19 protein-coding genes are annotated in these 22628 nt (G+C 61.5%); 14 read left to right on the top strand and 5 right to left on the bottom strand.

The window, feature by feature from the left end; translation table 11 throughout:
* The first annotated feature begins 24 nt into the window (after positions 1-24).
* The 8 genes from LJ738_RS10060 (at position 25) to recJ (ending at position 11611) form a co-directional block, all read left to right on the top strand.
* Positions 25-2037, top strand: a complete 2013-nt coding sequence (locus LJ738_RS10060) for a pseudouridine synthase (RefSeq protein WP_227786191.1) — start codon at positions 25-27, stop codon at positions 2035-2037.
* A 150-nt stretch (positions 2038-2187) separates the two neighbouring features.
* Positions 2188-2928 (top strand): type III pantothenate kinase, encoded by a 741-nt coding sequence (locus tag LJ738_RS10055; RefSeq protein ID WP_227786190.1) that lies wholly within the window; start codon positions 2188-2190, stop codon positions 2926-2928.
* A complete protein-coding gene (gene bamG / locus LJ738_RS10050) occupies positions 2915-4252 on the top strand; it encodes a BamG family beta-barrel-assembly machinery protein (RefSeq protein ID WP_227786189.1) in 1338 nt (445 codons plus the stop codon). The genes LJ738_RS10055 and bamG overlap by 14 nt, the downstream gene beginning before the upstream one ends.
* A gap of 63 nt (positions 4253-4315) precedes the next feature.
* The gene (gene lptC / locus LJ738_RS10045) at positions 4316-4885 is read left to right on the top strand and encodes an LPS export ABC transporter periplasmic protein LptC (RefSeq protein ID WP_227786188.1); all 570 of its coding nucleotides are present in this window, start codon (positions 4316-4318) and stop codon (positions 4883-4885) included.
* Between the two features lie 69 nt (positions 4886-4954).
* Positions 4955-5218, top strand: a complete 264-nt coding sequence (locus LJ738_RS10040; RefSeq protein WP_068190423.1) for a hypothetical protein — start codon at positions 4955-4957, stop codon at positions 5216-5218.
* 177 nt (positions 5219-5395) lie between these two features.
* Entirely contained in the window at positions 5396-7522 is a 2127-nt protein-coding gene (locus LJ738_RS10035; RefSeq protein WP_227786187.1) for a peptidylprolyl isomerase, read from the top strand.
* 176 nt (positions 7523-7698) lie between these two features.
* Entirely contained in the window at positions 7699-9525 is a 1827-nt protein-coding gene (locus LJ738_RS10030; RefSeq protein ID WP_227786186.1) for a tetratricopeptide repeat protein, read from the top strand.
* Positions 9526-9871: 346 nt separating this feature from the next.
* A complete protein-coding gene (gene recJ / locus LJ738_RS10025; protein WP_227786185.1) occupies positions 9872-11611 on the top strand; it encodes a single-stranded-DNA-specific exonuclease RecJ in 1740 nt (579 codons plus the stop codon).
* 20 nt (positions 11612-11631) lie between these two features.
* On the opposite strand, the gene LJ738_RS10020 is transcribed toward recJ, so the two are convergent.
* Together LJ738_RS10020 and LJ738_RS10015 are read right to left on the bottom strand one after the other, a co-directional pair.
* Positions 11632-12240, bottom strand: coding sequence for a hypothetical protein (locus LJ738_RS10020; RefSeq protein WP_227786184.1), 609 nt, complete (start codon positions 12238-12240; stop codon positions 11632-11634).
* A gap of 45 nt (positions 12241-12285) precedes the next feature.
* The gene (locus LJ738_RS10015; protein ID WP_227786183.1) at positions 12286-12648 is read right to left on the bottom strand and encodes a DoxX family protein; all 363 of its coding nucleotides are present in this window, start codon (positions 12646-12648) and stop codon (positions 12286-12288) included.
* 220 nt (positions 12649-12868) lie between these two features.
* Between LJ738_RS10015 and LJ738_RS10010 the strand changes: the two genes are divergently transcribed.
* The gene (locus LJ738_RS10010) at positions 12869-14029 is read left to right on the top strand and encodes an acyl-CoA dehydrogenase (RefSeq protein WP_227786182.1); all 1161 of its coding nucleotides are present in this window, start codon (positions 12869-12871) and stop codon (positions 14027-14029) included.
* A gap of 159 nt (positions 14030-14188) precedes the next feature.
* On the top strand, positions 14189-15115 hold the full coding sequence (locus LJ738_RS10005; protein WP_068190402.1) for a helix-turn-helix domain-containing protein: 927 nt from the start codon (positions 14189-14191) through the stop codon (positions 15113-15115).
* An 81-nt stretch (positions 15116-15196) separates the two neighbouring features.
* Here LJ738_RS10005 and LJ738_RS10000 read toward each other — a convergent pair whose 3' ends face one another.
* Together LJ738_RS10000 and LJ738_RS09995 are read right to left on the bottom strand one after the other, a co-directional pair.
* A complete protein-coding gene (locus tag LJ738_RS10000; RefSeq protein ID WP_227786181.1) occupies positions 15197-16090 on the bottom strand; it encodes a hypothetical protein in 894 nt (297 codons plus the stop codon).
* A gap of 368 nt (positions 16091-16458) precedes the next feature.
* Positions 16459-16821 (bottom strand): eCIS core domain-containing protein, encoded by a 363-nt coding sequence (locus LJ738_RS09995; protein ID WP_227786180.1) that lies wholly within the window; start codon positions 16819-16821, stop codon positions 16459-16461.
* Between the two features lie 335 nt (positions 16822-17156).
* Here LJ738_RS09995 and LJ738_RS09990 point away from each other — a divergent pair, with 335 nt between their 5' ends.
* The 4 genes from LJ738_RS09990 (at position 17157) to LJ738_RS09975 (ending at position 21941) form a co-directional block, all read left to right on the top strand.
* On the top strand, positions 17157-17852 hold the full coding sequence (locus LJ738_RS09990; protein WP_227786179.1) for a C40 family peptidase: 696 nt from the start codon (positions 17157-17159) through the stop codon (positions 17850-17852).
* A 217-nt stretch (positions 17853-18069) separates the two neighbouring features.
* Positions 18070-19806, top strand: coding sequence for a DUF1800 domain-containing protein (locus LJ738_RS09985; protein ID WP_227786178.1), 1737 nt, complete (start codon positions 18070-18072; stop codon positions 19804-19806).
* Between the two features lie 103 nt (positions 19807-19909).
* Entirely contained in the window at positions 19910-21484 is a 1575-nt protein-coding gene (locus LJ738_RS09980) for a DUF1501 domain-containing protein (protein ID WP_227786177.1), read from the top strand.
* 121 nt (positions 21485-21605) lie between these two features.
* Positions 21606-21941 carry a hypothetical protein gene (locus tag LJ738_RS09975; protein ID WP_227786176.1) on the top strand — a complete coding sequence of 112 codons (336 nt, stop codon included), beginning with the start codon at positions 21606-21608 and terminating at the stop codon, positions 21939-21941.
* Positions 21942-22047: 106 nt separating this feature from the next.
* On the opposite strand, the gene LJ738_RS09970 is transcribed toward LJ738_RS09975, so the two are convergent.
* Positions 22048-22524 (bottom strand): energy transducer TonB, encoded by a 477-nt coding sequence (locus LJ738_RS09970; protein ID WP_227786175.1) that lies wholly within the window; start codon positions 22522-22524, stop codon positions 22048-22050.
* Between the last annotated feature and the right edge of the window lie 104 nt (positions 22525-22628).

Genomic DNA, 22628 nt, shown 5'->3' with positions numbered 1-22628 from the left:
CGATACGGCAAGCAACTTTTCCCCATGGGCAAGAAACATTTTTCAGACGATAAAGCGGACCGTCGCGGCGGCCGCAATGCAGGCGGCCCGGGCGGCTTCGGCGGTGGCAAGAGCGAGCGTTCGAACGCCGGTGGCCCAGCAGGCCGCGGCGGCGACCGTGACCGTGGCGGCGACCGCGGCGGATACTCTTCGGCCCGGCCCGGCAATGGCCGTCCGGCTACCAACGGTGCTTTCGGGCGCCCGGCTACTAACGGCGCCTTTGGCCGCCCGTCCAACGGGGCCTTTGGTGGCGGCCGGAGCTTTGGCGATGGCGAGAAGCGCACCTACGGCGGAGCCGGTGGGGGCAACCGCGAAGGCGGCTTTAACAAAGGCTTTGGCGGCAAGAGCTTCGGCAACAAAGAATACGGCCAGCGCGAGCAAGGTGGCTTCCGCCCCGGCGGCGACCGGCCCGAGCGCAGTGAGCGTCCGCGCTTAGGTAAAGAGCAGCGCACCGGCACCAGCTACGGCCGTACCGCCGAGCCGCGCCCCGAGCGCAGTGAGCGCGGCAGCTTCGGCAGTGACCGCGGCGAGCAGCGCGGCCCGGCTTCGGCCCCGGCGCGTCCCATCCGCGAGTATCAGCCCAAGGAGAACTGGAACGGCCAGCCTTACCGTCGCGAAGGCGAGAAGGCCGTGCCCCGTGGCTTGCCCGGCGAGCGCAACCGCAAGTTCCAAAAGCAAAACCCCAACGAGCCCAGCGAAACCAGCGCCCCCCGCAGCGGCGGCAGCTTTGGCCGCAGCACGCCCCGCGAGCCGGAAGATTTCCAGCGCAGCGAGGAGCGCGGGCCCAACCGCCCCATCCGTTCGGCACGTCCGTTCGAAGCCAATCCGCCGCAGGCCCGCGAAGAGCGTGGCCCGCGGGGTGACTTCGCCGGCGGCAGCGATGCCGACCGTCGGGGTGATGAAGCTGCCTTCGGCCGGAAGTTCACGCCCGGTGCTTTTGGCAAGCGCGAGAACGCCACCTTCGGCGCCAGCCGCAGCACTGGGGAGCGCCCCGGAGGTTACGAGAAGCGCAGCACCGAGAAGTGGACGCCCGCGCCCGGCAGCTTTGCCGAGCGCCGCGAGGCCCTGAAAGCGCAGGAGCGTAGCGTGCGCCGCTCGGGTACCGGCTACGGTGCCAGCGTCGACAAGCCCCGCGCCGCCCGCCCGGTAGTGCAGGACAACCGCGCCGACAAGCCCCGCTACGGCGAGCGGCCCGGCGAGGCGCCCGACTACAAGAACCTCAAGCACTACGAAAACGACAAAACCCGCGGCAACAAGCGCCGCCGGGAGGAGGACGAAGACTTCGGCACCGACGAGCTGCGCCTGAACCGCTACATCGCCAACGCCGGCATCTGCTCGCGCCGCGAAGCCGACGCACTGATTGCCGCCGGCGAAATCAAGGTGAACGGCGAAGTGGTGACGGAAATGGGCTACAAAGTGCAGCCCACCGACACCGTGCAGTACGGCAAGACCAACCTCAACCGCGAGAAGTCGGTGTATGTGCTGCTCAACAAGCCCAAGGACTTCATCACGACCACGGAAGACCCCGAAGGCCGCCGTACGGTGATGGAGCTGGTGGCCAGCGCCTCGAAAGAGCGGATTTTCCCGGTGGGCCGGCTCGACCGCAACACCACGGGCCTGCTGCTGTTCACCAACGATGGCGAAGTAGCCCAGAAGCTGTCGCACCCCTCGCACAAAAACAAGAAAATCTACCAGGTTGAGCTGAGCCAGCCCCTGTCCGAAGACGACCTGCGCAAGATTGCCGAAGGCGTGGAGCTGGAAGACGGCAAAGCCGTAGTGGACGACGTGGCCGTAGTGGCCGGCAACCCGCACTTTGTAGGCATCGAAATCCACATTGGGCGGAATCGCATTGTGCGCCGCATCTTCGAGCACCTCGGCTACGAAGTGGTAGCTCTGGACCGCGTGCAGTACGCCGGCCTCACCAAGAAGGACCTGCCCCGTGGCAAGTGGCGCTTCTTGAGCGAGCAGGAAGTTATTCGCTTGAAGTATTTCTTGTAATCAACGAGCAGGCTTTCTGACTAGAATTAGAACGTCATGTTGAGCTGGCCGAGGCATCTTTACCGGGGAAGTAATTTGATTACTACCGCGAGCAAGATGCTTCGGCCAGCTCAACATGACGTTCTGTTTTGTAGTAGCTCAATTTATTAAATGCATACCCTCGCGCTCGACATTGGCAATACCGCGGTGAAAGCCGGCTGCTTTGATGGCTCAACTTTGCGGGAAATGGCTACTGGTCTCACGGCGGGGCAGGTGCGGGAAATGGTAACGCAGTGGCAGCCGCAGCACGTCATTGTCGCCTCTGTAGCCGAAGATGCCGCGCTGCGGGCCGACGAGCTGCGGGCGCTGGTGCCGGGCGAGCTGCTGACTTTTTCGCCGGCCACCACGGCCATTCCGTTGCGGAACGCTTACGCCACCCCGCACACGCTGGGCGCCGACCGGCTGGCCGCGGCAGTGGGCGCGGCTGGGCTGCGGCCGGGGCAGCCCACGCTTATCGTCGATGCGGGCACGGCCCTGAAATGCGACCTGGTAACGGCTGACGGCACCTACCACGGCGGCAGCATTGGGCCGGGCTTGGGCATGCGGTTTCGGGCCTTGCACGCATTCACGGGGCGGCTGCCGCTGTTGGAGCTGCCGGCGCCCGATGCAACGATTCCGCTCACGGGCGACTCCACTACGGGGAGCCTGTTGAGTGGCGTGGTGAACGGCACCGTGGCCGAAATCATGGGCTTCGTGGCTCAGTATCAGCAGCGCTACCCGGGGCTGGGTGTGCTGCTCACGGGGGGCGACGCGGCTTTTCTGGCGGCCCGGCTCCCGGCTCGTATCTTTGTTGTGCCTGAGCTGGTGCTGCTCGGCCTTAATCGGATTTTAGCTTATCATGTTGTCAAATAAAGAGATGGTGCGCCTGCGTTTGGGTCTGGTGCTGGCGGGCGTGGCGGTGTTGGGAGTGGGAAGCGCGCAGGCGCAGGGCCTGGGCAACTCGCCGTACTCCCGCATTGGGCTGGGCGAGTTCAACGCCAACACCGGCGGCGTGCGCCAGATGGGCATGGGCGGAGCGGGTCTGGCTGCGCCTAACGCGGTCAATGTGAACGAATTGAATCCGGCCTTGCTGTACTACACGGGCCGCACCACGTTTGAGGCAGGCTACAACGGGCAGTACAAGACCGTGAAAAACGCCAGCTCCTCCAGCCGCAGCGGCAGCGCCAACCTGGGCTACTTTGCCTTGTCGGTGCCCCTGAGCAGCAAGTGGGGCGCGGCCGTAGGCCTGAAGCCGGTGAGCGCCGTCGATTACGAGTCGAACACCATCCAGGAAGTTGCGGGCACGCCGGTGCTTACTCAGGTACTGAAGCAGTACAAGGGCACGGGCGGCGTCTCGGAGGCCTATTTTGGCCAGGGTTTCCGCATCACCAAAGCGTTTACGGTGGGCCTCACGGCTTCCTACATGTTTGGCGTGGTGGACGAGACCACCGGCACCACCATCCAGATTGCCAATAGCACCGACCAGTTGGTGAATTCGGTGAACCGGACGCACACCCGCTATTCGGACTTCGCTTTCCGGGCCGGGGCGCACTACCGCCAGAAGGTGGGCAAAGACCTGAGCATGAACCTGGCCGGCGTGTACAGCTTCGGGCACAACCTGAACGGGCAACAAGTGAAAACCCAGGAGCAGGAAAACCTCGACGGAACGCTCATCGGCACGGCAACGCCCGTAAGCGACGTGCGCGGCAGCACCTACGTGCCCACACTGGCCCAGGTCGGCATCAGCTTCGACAACGACAAGAACTGGAGCATCAACGCCGATGCGTCGCAACAGCAGTGGTCGAAGTTCACCAGCTTTGGCGACAAAGGCACGCCCCTGAACAACACGGTGCGCGTGGCCCTCGGCGGTGAGCTGACGCCGGAGCCGGCGTCGGTCGACCATTACTTCCGCCGCGTGACGTACCGCGCCGGCCTGAGCATGGCGCAGCTTCCGTATCAGCCGGGCGGCAAGATGCTGTATGACCGCGCCGTGAGCTGGGGTTTTGCGTTCCCGCTGCCCACGGCCACGCCGCTGGAAGCCACTACGTTCAGCCTGGGCTTTACGTACGGCGTGCGCGGCAACACCGACATTCTCAACGCGAGCACCGGCACCAGCAACGTGCAGGAAAGCTACATCCGCGGGCAGCTGGGCATCACGCTCAACAACCGCTGGTTTATCAAGCGGCGCTTGCAATAACTCACGGCTTTTAACGGCTTCATCGAATTGTACGGACTCAGGCACGCGGCGGGAAGCGCAGTATTGCTCGCCCTGTTGGGCCTAGCGGGCTGCGACAAGAAAGCTGCCACGGGCCCCCGGCTGGTGTACACCGGCCCGCTGATGGAAACCACCAACGTGCTGACACTGGTCAGCGACTCGGCCAAGCTCAAGTTTCAGCTCACCGCGCCGCTGGAGCAGCAGTTTGAGAATGGCGACATTCTCTACCCCAAGGGAGCGGTGGTCACGTTTTATTCGGCCGATGGCCTGAAGCACGTGATAAACACGCTGACGGCCAAGTACGCCAAATTCGAAAAGGCCAAGAACCTGTATACCATGCGCGGCGCCGTGGAGGTGGTAAACGTGCCGCAAGAACAGCGCATGAACACCGAGGAGCTGTTTTATGATAAGAATAAGGCGTTGATTTACACCGATTCCGCCATGTTTGTGAAGGTGACCACGCCCACGGAATACCTGACCGGCTACGGCCTGACGGCGAACCAGAACTTCTCGCGGTACCGGATTCTTCGCCCGGAAGGCGTGTTTGCGGCGCCCGCGGTGGCGCCGGCTCCGGCCGCTACGGCGCCCTCACAAGCCACTCCGGCTCCGAAGTAGGGCCACCGCGTCGGCACCCAAGGCCCAGGATTTGGGTTTGCCAGGTAGCCCACCCTTACCATTACTCCTATGACTTTCGACAAATCCCTTCTGCGCACCGTCCTTTTCGCCGTGGGCGTGGTGGCGCTGGTTATCGGCATCTATCAGACAATACTGTTCAACGACCTGGCGGCCAACTACTGGATTTTCATGGTGTCGATGCTCTGCTGGATGCCCCTGCTCTATTGGCGGCAGCAGGAGCGGGTGGCCGCTAAAGTAGCCGAGGAAGAGGCCCGGCTGGCCAAGCAGGCCCGCGCCAAAACCCCCGCTAAATCGACCAAGAAACGCCGCTAGCTCCGGCTTGCCCATGCCACTGGCTGCGGCCCTAGCGTTGGGCTAATTCACAACCGGGAGGTTTTAACCGCGGCGCTTCGGGACTTAAAATCAGTTAAAACTTTGATAGCCGGCCAAATTCTGGTTATTTTGCGCCTCTTTTGACCCACTCAAGACTTCGATTCCTTTGACAAGTAAATGGCTTTAATTAACACGATTCGAGAAAAATCAGGCGTAGCGGTAGGCCTTGTGGCCGTCGGCATGCTGCTCTTTATTGTGGGCGGCGACCTGGTAGGCGGCAAAAACCGGCTTTTCAACCGCAACGACCAAGTAGTAGGCGAGGTGGCTGGCCAAAAAGTGGAGCTGGCCGATTACAACAACGCCCTCGAGCAAGCCAAGCAAGCGTTTATCGCCCAGCAGCAGCGCCAGCCCGACGAGCAAGCCCTCGGTTACCTGCGCGACCAGGCCTGGAACCAGACCATCTACCGCCTGGCTTTTCAGCCCGAGTGGGAGAAACTGGGCCTGACCGTATCGGACGACGAGTTGGTGGACATGGTGCAGGGCGACAACATCAACAGCGGCATCAAGCAGGCCTTTACCGACCAGAAGACGGGCCAGTTCGACAAGGCCCGGCTGATTGAGTACCTGAAAAACCTCGACAAGCTGCCTCCCGAAAACCAAGCCGCCTGGCACAACTTCGAAGCCAACCTCCCCGCCGAGCGCCTGGCCAACAAGTACAACGCCCTGCTGAAAAACTCGGTGTACGTGACCACTGCCGAAGCCAAGCGCTACGACACTTCGCAAGGCACCAAGGCCACGGTGAAGTACCTGTTCGTGCCCTACGCCAGCATTTCCGACTCGGCCGTGAAAGTGACCGACGCCCAGCTGCAGGCTTACCTCGACAAGAACCAGAGCAAGTACAAAGTAGAAGACGGCCGCTCGGTGGAGTACATCACCATCCCGGTAGTGCCCTCGAAAGAGGACAGCGCTTCCGTAAAGACTTCCATTGCGGAGTTGGCCACGCAGTTTGCCTCGGCCCCGGTCGACTCGTTGTTTGTGATGCAGAATTCGGAGCAGCCCTACAACAAGGCGTTCCGCAGCCCCGCCGACCTGCCCGAGCAACTGCGCAAGCAGCTGCCCCTGGCTCAAGGCAAAGTGTACGGCCCTTACGCTGAAAACGGCACGTATTCGCTGTATAAGGTAACCGGGGTGAGCACCGGCAAGCAGGCCGCAGCCCGCGCCAGCCACATCCTCATCAAGCCCGAAGGCACCACGCCCGAAGCCAAAGCCGCCGCGAAAGCCAAGGCCCAGGACATCCTCAACAAAATCAAAGCCGGCGCCGACTTCGCCGCCTTGGCCCGTCAGTTCGGTACCGACGGCACCAAGGAACAGGGCGGCGACTTGGGCTGGTTTGGCCAAGGCCGCATGGTGCCCGAGTTCGAAAAAGCTATTTTCGGCGCCACCGCTCCCGGCCTGCTCCCCAACGTGGTGGAAACCTCGTTTGGCTACCACGTTATCAAAATCACGGCAGCTCCTACCAAGCAAACCTATCAGGTGGCCGAGGTGAAGAAGAGCATTACCCCCAGCGATGCTACCCGCGAAGCTGCTTATGCCAAGGCGCAGCAGCTGAAAGGTGAAGCCACCGACCTGGAGAGCTTCCGCAAGCTGGTGACCAAGGACAAGACCCTGGTAAAGCAGGAGGCCAAAAACCTGGACCGCAGCGCTCGCACCGTCAACAACCTGCAGAACGCGCGTGAGCTGGTGCGTTGGGCCTTCGGCTTTAACCAGAACGGTGCCGAAACCAAAGTGGGCGACATCTCGGAAGTATACGAGATGGGCGACCAGTACGTGATTGCCGCCCTCACCGACGAGCGCGCCAAAGGCACCGCCACGGTAACCAACCTGAAGCCCGAGCTGTCGGCGCTGGTGCGCAACGAGGAGAAGGCCAAGCAAATCATGGCCAAGCTGCCGAAGGCGGGTACGCTGGAGGAAATGGCCTCCAAGTACGGCCCCACGGCCCAGGTTGGCACCGCCGCCGACGTAGTGATGGGCCAGGGCAACCTTACCAACGTGGGTTTCGAGCCCTTGGCGGTGGGCAAAGCGTTTGCCTTGAAGCCCGGCCAGAAGTCGGCCCCCATTCAGGGCGAGCAAGGCGTGCTGGTGGTTGAGCCGGTGAGCGTGACCCCGCCCGCCACGCCCAACACCAACCTGAAAGCCGTGCAGCAGCAGCTAGCGCAGCAGCGCGCCCAGCAGCAGGACGGCAAGATTTACGAGGCCATCAAGGCCCACGCCAACGTGAAAGACAGCCGCACGAAGTTTTTCTAGGACGTCAATCCACAAATTTGAAAAGGGCCGTACCTTCGGGAGCGGCCCTTTTTGTTTTTTGGGGCCTGCTGCAAATGCCCTGAAATCAAACGCACCATCCCCTGAGGTTTTGCGTTGACACGAAGCGCCCCAAACCGGGCCTTCTGCCACTTCTGCGTGAAACTGCTCCTGAACTCATGCGTCCGCATTCTCTCGTTGTAGCCGCCGCTTTCCTTCTGGCCATTCCGGCGCTGGCCCAAGAGCCCTCCAAGCCGTGGGCGCCGGTGAGCGGGGCCGCGCTAGCCGAGGACTACGCCCGCCGTGGCGAGCACGAAAAGGTGGTGTTTCTGTATGAGAAGCTCTCGGCTGAGGAGCAAACCAGCCCCGCCGTATTCCCAGTGTACCTGGCCTCTTTGCAGGCCCTGAAACGCTACAAGGACGCCGAAAAACTGGCCCGCAAAGCCGTGAAGTTGCACCCCGAAGATGCCACTACGGGCGTAGCGCTCGGGGCGGTGTACGCCGCGGCTGGCGATGCGCCCGCGGCCGAGAAGCAGTGGCAAAAGGTGCTTAGCCAGCTCACGCCGGCGCAGGTGCTGGCCGTGGCCACGGAGTTTGGCCGCCGGGAGCTGCCCGAGTGGGCCGAGCGTACCTACCTGCGCGGCCGGGCGCTGGCCAAAAACGACACCGAATACGCCCCGCAGCTTATTCAGCTGTATACTCAAAGCCAGAACCAGCCCCAGGTGCTGGCCGAGACGCTGCGCCTGGTAGCCCAGGACGAAAAGCAGCTGCCCTTTGTGCGCAACATGCTGCAAAACGCCCTGCACGAAGAAAAAGACTTTGATGCGTTGGAGAAGCTCCTGCTGGCGGCCACGCAGGAGCACCCCGAGCAGGCGGCCTACAGCGAGCTGCTGCTGTGGCTGCAGGTGCAGCGCCACGATTTCACGGGGGCGCTGGTGCAGGCCCGGGCCCTCGACCGGCGCGCCCGCACCGAAGGCAGCCGCGTGATGGAGCTGGCGGCCATTGCCCAGCAAAACAAGGACTACGAAAGCGCCATCGACGGCTACGCCTACGTGGCCAAGGAGTACCGTAGCGGCCCGTATGGCAACGTGGCCCGGCAGAGGCTGCTGCAGGCCCGGGAGGCGCAGGTGCGCGACACCTACCCCGTGGATGAGGCCAAGGTGCGCGCCCTCGTCGGCGACTATGAGCAACTGCTGGCCGAATTGGGCCGCACGCCCGATACGGCTCCTGTGCTGCGCAACCTGGCCAACCTTTATGCCTTTCAGCTCAACGACCGCGCCAAGGCCATGAGCCTGCTGCAGGAGGTGATAGACATGCCCCGCGCCAGCGACGAGGTGGTAGACGAAGCCAAAGTGACCCAAGGCGACTTGTATTTGCTGAAGGGCGAGCCCTGGGAAGCCACGCTGCTGTATTCGCAGGTGGAGAAATCGCACAAGGACTCGCCGTTGGGCTACGAAGCCAAGCTGCGCAATGCCCGCCTGAGCTACTACGCCGGCGACTTTAAGCTCGCGCAAAGCCACCTTGATATTCTGAAGGAAGCCACGACCCGCGAAATTGCCAACGACGCCATGCAGCTCTCGCTGCTGATTCAGGACAACACCGTGGAGGACACGCTGGGCCTGGGGCTGAAGGCCTACGCCGCGGTGGAGCAGCTGGTGTTCCAGAACAAGCTGAAGGAGGCCATTGCGGGCCTGGATATGCTGCTGGAAAAATTCCCCGGCCACTCCCTTTCCGACGACACCTATTATCTGAAGGCCCAGCTGCAGCGCCGCACCGGCGACTTTGCTGGGGCCATTGCCACGCTGGAGCGCATCACCAACAATCCCAAGTACGACGTGCTCAGCGACGATGCGCTGTTCCTGCTGGCCCGCATTCAGGAGGAAGACGTGAAGGACAAAGCCAAGGCCCAGGAGCTGTACAACCAGGTTATCACCAAATACCCCGGCAGCATCTATGTGGCCGAAGCCCGCAAGCGGTTCCGCAAGCTCCGGGGTGATGGGGTGTAGTTAAATAAGAACGTCTGTCATGCTGACGCAGGAAGCACCTTCTCACGGCTCAACGACTCGTTCAGCGGGGATAAGATGCTTCCCGTGTCAGCATGACAGACGGCGTGTTCTAGGCCATTAAAGGCTCCGCGTACTTTACCCGAAAAACACGAACATTAGCGCCAGCGCCAGAATAAATACCACGTACATCAGCCCATCGGAGAGGATGTACTGGCGGTATTTGCGGTAAAAATCTTGCAGCTTACGCATAGGGCACGGCAGTAGCAAAGCCGGGTGCCAAAGATAAGCCGGCGGGCGCGGGGAGGGGTTTGGTCGTACTTTTGAGGCCATTTCTACGACGTATCAGATGCCCATATCCGCTAGTAAGCGCTGGAATTATATCCCCGAACCGGACCGCTATAAGGCCCACAGCCTCACCGAGGCCTTATTTATTGCCCCCGAAGTAGCGGCCCTCCTGGTGCAGCGGGGCCTTGATACGCCCGAGGCCGCCGCGGCCTTTTTCCACCCCGACCTGCGCCAGCTGCCCAACCCGCTGCTGATGCGCGACATGGACCGCGCCGTAGCCCGCCTCACGCAGGCTTACCACGCCGGCGAAAAGGTGCTGGTATTGGGCGACTACGACGTGGACGGCATTACCTCCGTGGCCACGGTGGTGAGCTACCTCACGCCGCTCTTCGGCGCGGAGCGGCTGCGCGACTACATCCCGGACCGCTACACCGAAGGCTACGGCATCTCCGAGAAGGCCATTGATTTTGCCGCGGCCAATGGCTTCCAGCTCATTGTTGCGCTGGACTGCGGCATCAAAGCCGTGGCACAGGTGGCCTACGCCACCAGCCAGGGCGTTGACTTTATCATTTGCGACCACCACCTGCCCGGCGAAGAGTTGCCCGCTGCCGTGGCAGTACTCGACCCCAAGCGGGCCGAATGCGAGTATCCGTACAAAGAGCTGTCGGGCTGCGGGGTGGGCTTCAAGCTGATGCAGGCGTTGGGCGAACGCCTGGGCCTGCCCGAGGCGCGGCTGCACGATCTGCTGGATTTGGTGACGGTGAGCATTGCGGCCGACATCGTGCCCATCACCGGCGAAAACCGCATCCTAGCCGCCCACGGCCTGCGGCGCTTCAACGAAGATGCCCACTTGCTGCGGCCGGGCCTGGCGGCCCTGCGCGAGCTGGCCACGCTGCGCGAGGGCCCGCTGGGCATCAGCAGCCTGATATTCGGCTTTGCGCCGCGTATTAATGCCGCTGGGCGCATGGGCGATGCCCGCCGCGCCGTGGCCATGCTGCTCGCGCCCGACCAGCAGGAGGCCCGCTACACTGCCGAAGTGGTGGACCAGATGAACCAGCAGCGTCGCGGCTCCGACCAGCACACTACCCAAGAGGCGCTGGACATGATTGCCGGCAGCCCCACGCTGCAAAACGCCCGCGCCACCGTGCTCTACAAGTCCGACTGGCACCAGGGCGTGTTGGGCATCGTGGCCTCGCGCTGCCTGGACCAATATTACCGTCCCACCGTCATCCTGACCCAGCGCGATGGCAAGGCCACGGGCTCGGCCCGCTCCGTGGCGGGGTTCGACGTGCACGAAGCGCTGGAAGCCTGTGCCCCGCTGCTCGACCAGTTTGGCGGGCACCGCGCCGCGGCCGGCCTCACCTTGAAGGTAGAAAACGTGCCGGCTTTCCAGCGGCGGTTTGAAGAAGTGGTGGCCGATACCCTTACCACCGAGCACCTCGTGCGGCCGGTAGAAGTGGCCGCGGCGCTGCCCCTGAGCCGCATCAACGAAGAGTTTTTTGCGGAGCTACGCCGCATGGAGCCGTTCGGGCCCGGTAACCCTAATCCCGTGTTTGCGTCGCGGCGGTTGGTGGCCGTGCCCAATAGCGCCCGGGTGGTAGGGCAGGGGCACCTCAAGCTGCGCCTGGCCTCGGCCGATACGTCGGGGCCGGCCGTGGACGCCATCGGGTTTGGCCTGGCCGACTACCTGACGGAAATTGAGCTAGGCCAGCCGTTCAGTGCGTGCTATACAGTTGAGCTAAACGAGTACCGCGGCCAGCGCAGCGTGCAGCTGCGGCTATTGGACGTGCGCTGGGAGTAGGTCCAGCTCAACTGCCCTTCCTACTCCGCATTGGGGCGGTAGCTGAAATAGTAGCTGATTTTCTTTGGGGTTTTAGTGATGGAATCGGGGTTGGAAGTGCGCATGATATAGTCGCCGCGCACCAAGAGCCATGTGGTAGTGGGGACGTTCAACAACTCGGGGTACTCCAGTAGCTCAAGCTGGGTGAGGCGATGCCCCTCGTACTGCTCCGAGAGTACCAAGCGGCCTTTCGGGTCATAATACCGCACTTTCTCCAGTTCGATGCCGTCGCGCTGCTTGGTAAGCTGGGATTTGACCAGGTGAGTGGTGGCGCTCCGAACCCCGGTGTCGCTGATAAAAGGGGCGGTGGTGGCATCGTAGCTCCTGACCCGGCGATGCAGCCCCCCGAATGAGCCGCGCGTGCTCTTGAAAGAAGCCATCCGAAGCTCGGCCTGGGCATGGACCCTATCCACCCGCCGCATCAACGAATCGCGCACGGCGGTGTAACGCGTGAGCGGTGACGCAGCCTCAGCGCCTGCCGCACGAACGACAGTAGACTGAACGGTTACGGATTGGGACTGCGCTTGAGCTGATAGGCAGCTCAGCACCAGCAGGACTAGGACACTGCCAGTCGAACGGATGGAAATCATAAAAGCGGTAAGGCGGTAGAAAAGTGGCTACAAGGTAATGTCCAGCTACCGTTGGCGGCTTACCCGCCATACCCACCACATCAGCGGAAGCTGCAGGGGCAGCCGGCCCCAGGCCACCCACCCCGGAACGCCGAGCTTTTCGTGAATCAGGGCCATGTACAGATTGGCCGGAAACACGGCTACCAGCAGCGCCAGCAGTCCCCAGCCCGCCAGGCGACGGGTGCGGTGGAGCAGCAGGCCTACCCCGCCCAGGACTTCGAAAACCCCGCTCACGTACACCAGCGCCAGGGGCTGCGGCAGTTGCGGCAGCATAATGGCCAGATAAGTGCCCGGGTGCACAAAATGCCAAGTGCCGGCCAGCACAAAAAGCAAGGCCAGCGCGTAGCGACTGAGGAGGCGTAGCGTCATAAAGGAATAAAAGTCGTGCTTGGCGCGGCATTGTTGAGCTGAAGCAACAGCGCCGCCGCGGCGTGCCGGCAGGTTTTTTCTGGCCGAATGGAGTGGCGGCGCGTAAAACTTTTGGATTTCAGATTGTTGGGTAATGCCACAATGCCGGAATGGTGCACCTTGCCCGCCCCGCGCGATGGGCGTACTTTTGTCCTTTCAACGCCCTATTCCCACCCTGTACATGCAAACCGCCACTTCCACCAACATTTACCAGCTGACCGAAGAGCAGCTGGCCGTGCGCGACGCCGCCCGTGACTTTGCCCAGAGCGAGTTGTGGGCCGGGGTCATCGAGCGCGACGAGCACCAGAAATTCCCCACCGAGCAAGTCAAGAAAATGGGCGAGCTGGGTTTTATGGGCATGATGGTAAGCCCCGACTACGGCGGCAGCGGCCTCGATACCGTGAGCTACGTGCTGGCCATGGAAGAAATCAGCAAGGTGGATGCTTCCTGCTCGGTTATCATGAGCGTGAACAACTCGCTGGTGTGCTGGGGCCTGGAAAAGTACGGCACCGAGGAGCAGAAGCAGAAATACCTGCCGCGCCTGTGCTCAGGCGAAATCATCGGCGCCTTCGCGCTGAGCGAGCCCGAAGCCGGCTCCGACGCCACCAGCCAGCGTACCACAGCCGAAGACAAAGGCGACCACTATCTGCTCAACGGCACCAAGAACTGGATTACCAACGGCACCACCGCTTCGGTATACCTCGTAATCGCCCAAACCAACCCCGAGCTGAAGTCGCGCGGCATCAACGTGCTGATTGTCGACAAGGACATGCCCGGCTTCATCCAGGGCCCCAAAGAGAACAAACTCGGCATCCGGGGCTCCGACACCTGCTCGCTGATGTTCACCGACGTGAAGGTGCCCAAGGAGAACCGCATCGGCGCCGACGGCTTCGGCTTTAAGTTTGCCATGCAGGTGCTGGCCGGTGGCCGCATTGGTATTGCGGCGCAGGCCCTGGGCATTGCCTCCGGCTCGCTGGAGCTCAGCCTGAAGTACGCCAAGGAGCGCAAAGCCTTTGGAGTCGAAATTGCCAAGCACCAGGCCATTCAGTTTAAGCTGGCCGATATGGCCACCAACATCGACGCGGCGCGCCTGCTGTGCCTGCAGGCCGCGGCCGACAAGGACAACGGCGCCGACTACGCCAAGTCTGGTGCCATGGCCAAGCTGTTTGCTTCTAAGGTGGCGATGGACTCGGCAGTAGAAGCCGTGCAGATTCATGGTGGCTACGGCTTTGTGAAAGAATACCACGTGGAACGCTTTATGCGCGACGCCAAGATTACCCAGATTTACGAGGGGACTTCCGAAATTCAGAAAATTGTGATTTCGCGGGAAATCCTCAAGTAAGGGCCGAATTGCCTAAAATTCAGATTCATTGCACAAAACCCAGCCACTATTTGGCTGGGTTTTTAGTTTTTGTGAATTTCAACCTGTTATATTGCACTGCGGTAGCCACCCAGTTACCCAACCCGCACCCTCCAACAGGCCATTTCGGCAGTTCGAATTATGGAAGATTACAATAAAGTCATTGAGTCGCTAGGCGTCCGGTACATCAAAGCCAAGAACCTGGTTTTGCACCAGCCCTTCACGGTTAAGAATTCCTACGACGTCGGCAACAACCTTATTCTCTTGCACAAGGGCCATATCACCTTTGGCGACGAGGAAACGGTAGTGGAGGAAGGCGAAATGCTCTTCATCCCCGGCGGCCGGCCCACCCGCGTGAGCTACGGCGTAGACCAGAAGAATCGGGTTATCACCAACGACGACCTCATCACCAACAAGGATAAGTTCTTTCATTCCAACGACAACCTCGACCTGATTGGCGACGCCGACGAAAGCCACAGCTTCGTGAGCTTCGAGGCCAAAGTGTTTGACTCGGTGAACTTTTTCGCCTCGCTCGACGTGCCCGCCTTCCTCATCAGCGGGCAGCCCAAGCTCGCCAACCTGGTGATTAAGGTGGTAGAAGAAAGCATGCAGGACCTGCCCGGCCGCGAGCGCCTCATCAACATCTACACCGAGAACATCGTGGTGGAAGTGGTGCGCTACGTGCTGCGCAACAACATGTTTGTGGAGCAGCTGGCCACCAACAGCACCTACTTCAAGGACCCGCGCCTCATCGACCTGTTCAACTACATCAAGGAGAACCTGGGCGGCGACCTCAGCAACAAGGTGCTGAGCGGCGTGGCCAACGTGAGCGAAGACTACGTGGGCCAGTACTTCAAGATGCTGACCAACATCAACCCGCAGGATTACATCGAATACCAGCGCATGGAGCGCGCCGTGTTCCTGCTGCGCACGACGAAGAAAAGCATCCGCGACATCGGCAAGGAAGTGGGCTACAAAGACACCGCGTACTTCTGCCGCCGCTTTAAGATGATGTTCGGCATTCCGGCCGGCAAGATGCGCCGCCGCGAGTCAGCCATGAACATCTAGCAGGCCACTGCTGCATAAAAAAAGCCCCGCTTCAAGCTGAAGCGGGGCTTTTTGTTGGCACTCATGCCTTAGGCAATAAGCCTATTCGATGCTGCGGAAATCTTCGTGTTTAGAACGGTAGCTGCTCTCCTCCGATGTGCGCGAGCCAAAGTCGCCGCCCGAAGACGGGGAGCCAAAGCCGGAGCCGCTGCTTGAGCCACTGCCGCCCGTGGTGCTGCCACTGGAGCTGTAGTTGCCGCGGTCGCTATTAGAGCCGAAGTTACCGCCGCGGTCGCTGTTGGAGCCGTAGCTGCTGCTACCGCGGTCGCTGCTGCTGGAGCCGGCACCCGAACCGTAGCTGCTGCCACTGTTGTAGTTGCCGCTGCTGCCATAGCCAGAGCCGCTGTTGCCATAGGCCGAGCCGCTATCGGAACGGCCGCTGCCTACCGTGGTACGGCGGCTGTTAGATGCATCGGGCGCCTGGTAGCCGTAGCTGGAACGGCGGCCGTAGCTACCGCTGCTCTGGCGGTCGTAGCGCGACTCCGACGTGCCTGATTTGCCCTTGCGCGTGGCCAGATACCCAAGGCCAACGGCCAACAGGGCACCGCCCACAATTTTCTGGGTCGTGGTCAGGTCGCCGACGCGGGTAGCGGCCCGCGAGCCCCATTCTTTTACGCTCTGAGGAAGCTGGTTCACGCTGTTGAGCACGCCAGAGTCCTCAATCCATTTTTTGCCGCTTTCCAGCACCGAATTGAGCATCTTATCGCCCGGCTGGCCTTCACCCTGGGCGCCGCCTTCCTGGTTGCGCTGGTCGCCAGCCTGGCCTCCCGTGCTGCCTTGGGCCGAGGCGCCGCGGGCCGAACTCGATTTGCGCGAACCGCTGGCGCCGGTACCGGATGCATCGGCGCTTGTGCTACCTGTCGTATTACCTGCGTTTTGGTTGCGAACGTCGTCACCAGGCATTGGGGAGCCCGATTGGTTTTGTTGGTTATCCATAGTGAAAGTAACTAAATGATAGGTGAAAAGGAAGGAGAAAACGGGTGCGCAGCAGAAGGGCTGCGCGGGCTTTTATTCGTAAGTTTTATAGCATATGTTGCACTAGTACTCAATAATTTAAAACTTAACCATAATTCTATACCTGGCTGCTTAGCAGGAAGAAGCTCGTTGCTTCTTGGGCTTAACGCGCTTGCCGTCATAGCCCCGTTGGCCCGCGCTGGCGGCTGTTTTGGGCAGGAGTAGGGCCGCGGCGAGCAGCTTCCTGGCTCCCCTTCTGAGGCAGCATAAGTGCTCTGAAATTTGGGGTGCTATAAGCAAGCGGCCCACCTCTGTAGAGAGGAGGGCCGTCTTTAGGACAGGGCACTTGGCTAGCTCTGGGCGGGCCTGGGCTGCGAATGCTTGGGCAGCGGGCGAAGGGTATGGTTTGGGTCGGCCAGCACCACGCGCCGGGCTTCATCACGGGCTTCCACCTCATACTTATTGTGGTAGTAGCCCACGCGGGCCGACTCGACGAGGTATTTCCAAAGAAAGCGTACCAGGCCATGTTCCTGGTATTGGCGCACGTGCACCAGCTCGTGGGCGACCCATTCGGCGTCGGCGAGGAACTGTTCGCGGTTGGCGCCGCTCAGGTGTACCGTCTGGCCAATGACCATGGCCACGCGCTGGCTGCGCAGCACGGCGCGGGCAATCCGGGCAAGGGGGGAGTTAGTCCAGGTTCTGATGGGCTGCATGGGAGCAAGGTATAGAAATATTGCGGGCAAGCTGATACGAGGGTTGGGGCAACACAGTTGTTATATAATAAGCTATTTTACTATGATTAAATTGGTTTTAAAGAAGAATATTTGACTTTTTCCGCGTGAAAATGCCGAGTTTACCAGAAGTTAGGGCTAGCTTTACCCAACGTCGGAATTCATAAGGAATATGAATTACTAGATACAAAGTCTTTTCTCTCACCTCATCACTCGGCTACACCAAGCCTTGCCTATCGCCTAAGAAACCCCTTAGCCCGGCTTTTCCTCCCCTGAACAGGAACCCGGAATTTTTGCCCAACCACTAACGACGGACAATGAAAAATAGCATTCTGTATTGCCTCGCCGCTGGCTCGCTAGCTCTCTCCTTCTTCTTCGAACGCGCCCCCGATGCTTCGATTACGGTTCGTGCCACTGCGGCACCCGCCGTAGCCGAAGCATCGCTGTTTCCGGACCTGATGATGAACGAGCGGGTTTCGGAAGTTTCCGAGCCAGCCGCCGCACCGGCCAATACGCCCGCTACCAAGCCCGCCACTGCCGCCGAACTGGCGGCCTCGCGCGACTCGCTGGCCTACCACTACTACGCGCAGACCCTGGGCCTGCGCCTGGCCTTCGACGAAAACAAGGACCTGCTGCGCACCGTGACCGACTGGATAGGGACGCCCTACCGCTACGGCAACAACACGCGCCGCGGCACCGATTGCTCGGGCTTTGTGACCCGCGTCTTCCGCGAGGTGTATGGCGTGACGCTGCAGCGCTCGTCGCGCTCCATGTTCACCACCACCAAGCACGTGGCCAAAAGCGAGATGAAAACCGGCGACTTGGTGTTTTTCCGCCGGGGCCGTGGGCCCATCTACCACGTAGGTATTTACTTGAAAGACGGCAAGTTTGCGCATTCGGCCTGCAACGGCGGTGTGATGGTAAGCTCCTTGAACCAGCCCTATTACCACCGCAATTTCTACGCAGCCGGCCGCGTGCGCGCCGCCGAAGAGGCCAACGAGACGGCCGACTAAGCCCAGTAGCGCAATAGAAACAGGCAAAGCGCCCGGCCCCAGCGGTCGGGCGCTTTTTTCTTGCCCGAAACCAGCGGGCTGGGTCCAACAATATTTGGCCTTGCCTTAAACCCTTGCCAGAGTTAGGAGTCATTGCTAAGAGGTTGACGTTTAGGGCAGGAGATGGTTGGTTTCTGGTATATTTAGAGTCGCTCGGGGTCTTTTTTCGTGCTTGTTTATGAACCGTAGACTTTTCATCCAACGAAACACGGCTGCCGTTCGGTCTTCGGTCAGGGCCGGTGCCGCGCAGCTTGGTGCGGCTGCTACAATGCCCGCCGAAACGGGGCCTCCCGAAACCATTAGCCGCTACGCCAATAAGGTGCTGCCCACTGGGCTGGCGCGGAGCACGAGTGCGCTCACAACTTATACTGGGCCGTGGGGCTATGCCCAGGCCGCCCACCTGCTACGCCGTTGCCTGTTTGGCCCCACCCGCTCCGAGGTTCTGGCAGCGGCTGGTTCCAACCTCACGGCCGTGCTCAATGGGCTGCTCACGGCCCCGAGCGCGCCGGCGCCGCCCCTAAACGTTTCGGCCACCGACACCAGCGTGCCCATTGGCCAGACCTGGACCACGCAGGCGTTCGACCAGAATTTTGAGGGCGTCCGCCGGGCTTCGCTGCGCGATTGGTGGCTGGGGCAGGTACTGGGCCAGGGTACGTCGCTGGCAGAGAAGATGACGCTGTTCTGGCACAACCACTTCGTGGTGGAGTTCGGCGACATCAACGACGCCCGCATGGGCTACGAATACTGCCGGCTGCTGCGCCAGCACGCCTTGGGCAACCTAAAGCAGCTGGCCAAAGACGTGACCGTGACGCCCGCCATGCTGCGCTACCTCAACGGCAACCAGAGCACGGCCGGCAACCCCAATGAGAACTACGGCCGCGAGCTGCTGGAGCTCTTCACCGTGGGCAAGGGCCCGCTCATTGGGCCGGGCAACTACACCAACTACACCGAGGCCGACGTGCAAGCCGCCGCCCGCGTGCTCACCGGCTGGCGCGACCAAGGCACGCCGGTGGGCAGCTACTTCACGGCCAGCCGGCACGACGCCACCACCAAAGTCTTTTCGGCCGCTTTTGGCAACGCCCGCATCGCGGCCAATGGCGCGGCCGAGTACCAGGACCTCATCAACCTCATTTTTCAGCAGGCCGAAACGGCGCGCTTCGTGGTGCGCAAGCTGTACCGCTGGTTTGTGTACTATGTAATTGATGCGCAGACGGAAACGGACATCATTCAGCCGTTGGCTACGCTGTTGGTGCAAAGCAACTTTGAGGTGGCGCCGGTGCTACGGACGCTGCTCAGTTCCGAACATTTCTTTGACACAGCCAATCTGGGCTGCCTTATCAAAAGCCCCCTGGATTTCTCGGTGGGCCTGTGCCGGCAGATGCAGGTGGCGTTCCCGCCCGCTACCAACGTGGTGGCTCAATACGGGATGTGGAACTACCTCAACGGGGTGGTCAGCCTGCAGCAGCAAACCCTCGGCGACCCGCCGAACGTGGCGGGCTGGGCCGCCTACTACCAGACGCCGCAGTACCACGAGCTGTGGATAAACGCCGTGACCCTGCCGCGCCGCAACCAGGTAACAGACCTGTTAATTGCCAACGGCTACACGCGTAATAGCACCAAAATCGTGATTGACCCGGTGACGCTGGTGCAGTCGTTTCCGGCAGCCACGGCGTCGGACTGCAACCTGCTCATTGCCGAGTTTGTGGCGCTGATGGTACCCATTCCGCTCACGGCCAGCCAGGTGGCCTTCTTGAAGTCGGCGCTGCTGCCGGGCCTGCCCGATTTTGAGTGGACCGTGGAGTGGCAGCAGTTCCTGGCTGCACCCACCAACACGGCCAAAAAAGCCGCGGTGAGTACCAAGCTGCAGGCCATGCTGCGCGCCCTGATGGGGCTGGCCGAGTACCATTTGTCTTAATGTAAAGCGGTTAGCCATCGGCTGCTCACGCCTTGCCCCTTGGGCTGAAGCCGGCGGTACTCATGGACGCTAACAACAGTAGCTCACAGCCAACAGCTCAATTATGAAACGTCGCGAATTTCTACAAACTACGGCGGCTGCCACGGCGGGTGCTGCGCTGCTGAGCGGGCTGCCCATTGGCGCCTACGGGTACTCGCCAGAGCTGGCCGCGCTCACCAATGCCACCACTCAGTCGGACAAGGTTCTGGTCATCATTCAGCTGCAGGGCGGCAACGATGGCCTGAACATGATTATCCCCCTCGACCAATACCCGGCCCTGATGGCGGCGCGGCCCAATATTGCCCTGGCCCAGAACGCCGTGCTGCCGCTCACGGCGGCCACCGGCATTCACCCGGCCATGGCGGCGTTGCACAACCTCTACCAGAACGGCCAGGTGGGCGTGGTGCAAAGCGTGGGCTACCCCAACCCGAACTTCTCGCACTTCCGGGCCACCGACATCTGGACGTCGGGTTCGGATTCGAACGTGACCCTGACCACGGGCTGGGCCGGGCGCTACCTCGACGACGAGTTTCCCGGCTACCCCACGGGCTACCCGAGCACCCAGAGCCCCGACCCGCTGGCCATCAGCATCGGCTCGGTGGTGAGCAACTGCGTGCAGGGGCCCACCGTGAACATGGGCATGGCCATTGCCAATACCTCGTCGTTCTACCAGCTGCTGAGCGGCGGCGTGGATGCCGCTCCCAACACCCCGGCCGGGCACGAGCTCACGTTTATCCGCCAGGTAGTGAGCCAGACGCAGGTATACACCACCACCATTCAGGCGGCGGCCCGGCGCGCCCAGAACCTCTCGCCGCTGTACCCCACGGCGGGCCAAAACACGCTGGCCGACCAGCTCAAGATTGTGGCACAGCTGGTGGCCGGCGGCCTGAGCACCCGCATTTACGTGTGCACGCTTGGGGGCTTCGATACCCACACGCTGCAAGTGCCGGCCACGGGCAGTACCAGCACCGGCACCCACGCCGCGCTGCTGGGCAAAATTGCGGAGGCCGTGAATGCGTTCCAGGATGACTTGCGCCGCCTATCGGTGCAAGACCGGGTGGTGGGGATGACGTTCTCGGAGTTCGGCCGCCGCATACGGGCCAATTCCGGCTACGGCACCGACCACGGCGCCGCGGCCCCACTGCTGGTGTTCGGCACCAAGGTGAACCCCATCGTGCACGGGCCCAACCCCACGCTGCCGGCCAATGCCGGCGTGAACGACAACATTGCCATGCAGTACGACTTTCGCAGCGTCTACACCAGCATCCTGCAAGATTGGTTTCAAGTAGCGCCGGCCACCCTCACGCAGCTGTTTGGCCAGAGTTTCCCCTACGTGCCGGTGCTACGGGCGGGCGCCCTGGCCACCACTCCGGCCACGGAAGCCGCCAATTTTACCGTCTTCCCCAACCCCGCCGCGCGTGATGGCATAGCCACCGTGGCTTACGAGAGCACCGGCGCCCACGTGCAAGTTGTGCTGCTCGATACGCTGGGCCGGGAGGTGCGCCGCGCCGTGGACCGCGTGCTGCCCCGGGGCCCCCAGCAGCTTCCCGTGGACCTGAGCGGGCTGGCGGCCGGTGCCTACTACTGCCAGGTGCGCGAAGCGGTGCGCAGTGGCTCGCGAATACTCGTCATTCAGTAGCGCAGCGCTATTTCCAACGAAAGTGAGCTGAAAAGGCAGCCCGCCCGCGAACTTTTGCGTACAGCAGTTTTCGAGGCCAACGCCTTGTCTCCTTTCACCTCCTACTTTCAATACCTTCTTTATGGAATCCCAAATCGAACAGCAGCTCGAAAAAATCATGCCCGAGGACCTCGCGCGTACTTTCGAAAGTGCTTACTATGTACTGTTCCAGGGCCAGCACGAGCACATGGATGACCTGCTAAAGCACGGCGGCACGTTGCTGCGCAAGGCCGCTCAACGATTCACTCCTACTCAAATGGTGTTGGGCATTGCCGCGCTGGCCACGGTGGCGGTCGTTATCATCAGCCGCACTATGGACGATGACCACGAGGGCGAAGCCCACGACGTGAGCCCGCGGGGCGAAAAGCGCCAGCTGGCCGCCAGCAAAGACGATAACAAGGACAAGGGCAATAAATAGCCTGCAACTACACTCATAAAAAAAGCCGCTTCCTTGGGAGCGGCTTTTTTGCGTTTAAGTGTGTGCTAGTAACTGATGCAGTAACCAGTAACGAAGGCTCGAAGGGTTATTCTCCCTTCGAAACCGTGGCTGCTGGCAATGGAAAGGGCACAGGCAGCGAAAGGGCCACGGATACGGGCTGCCCCGCTTGCCGGCCGGGCACGAGGCGGGGCAGCTTCTTCACGGCAGCCAGCACGGCCTCATCCGTGCCGCCCCCGAGGGCTTTCACGATGCGGGCATCGCGCAGCTGCCCGTCCGACCCCACGGTGACGGTGGCGTACACCGTACCCTTAGCCGTTTTGTCGAACCGCATCCCGGACTTAGCCGCGCTGCTTTGGATGGTCTGAATGATGGCCTCGTTGCCACCCCCGGTGGGCAGCTGTGGCATCTGCTCTACCGAGATGTACACCCGGCCAATGGTTTTTAGAGGGATTTCCTGCGGGGAAGTGGTTTGAGCGGCGGCCGGGCTGGCGAGCGCAGCGGCCGCCAGCAGTGCAGCCAGAATGGCCCGCTTGGGGAAACGAACGGACAGGGAGCTTTTCATTTTCATAAGAAAGGAAAGATTCTACGGGAAGCGCTATACCTGTAGCAAATTAACCAATCAACGAATAGAAGGCTAGATATTATAAGTAGCCGAAATTGAGCTGA

The organism is Hymenobacter plasmatis (genome assembly GCF_020711255.1).
Classification (GTDB): domain Bacteria; phylum Bacteroidota; class Bacteroidia; order Cytophagales; family Hymenobacteraceae; genus Hymenobacter.
The sequence above is the reverse complement of the archived record's forward strand: the minus strand, read 5'-3'. Positions and strand labels throughout refer to the sequence as shown.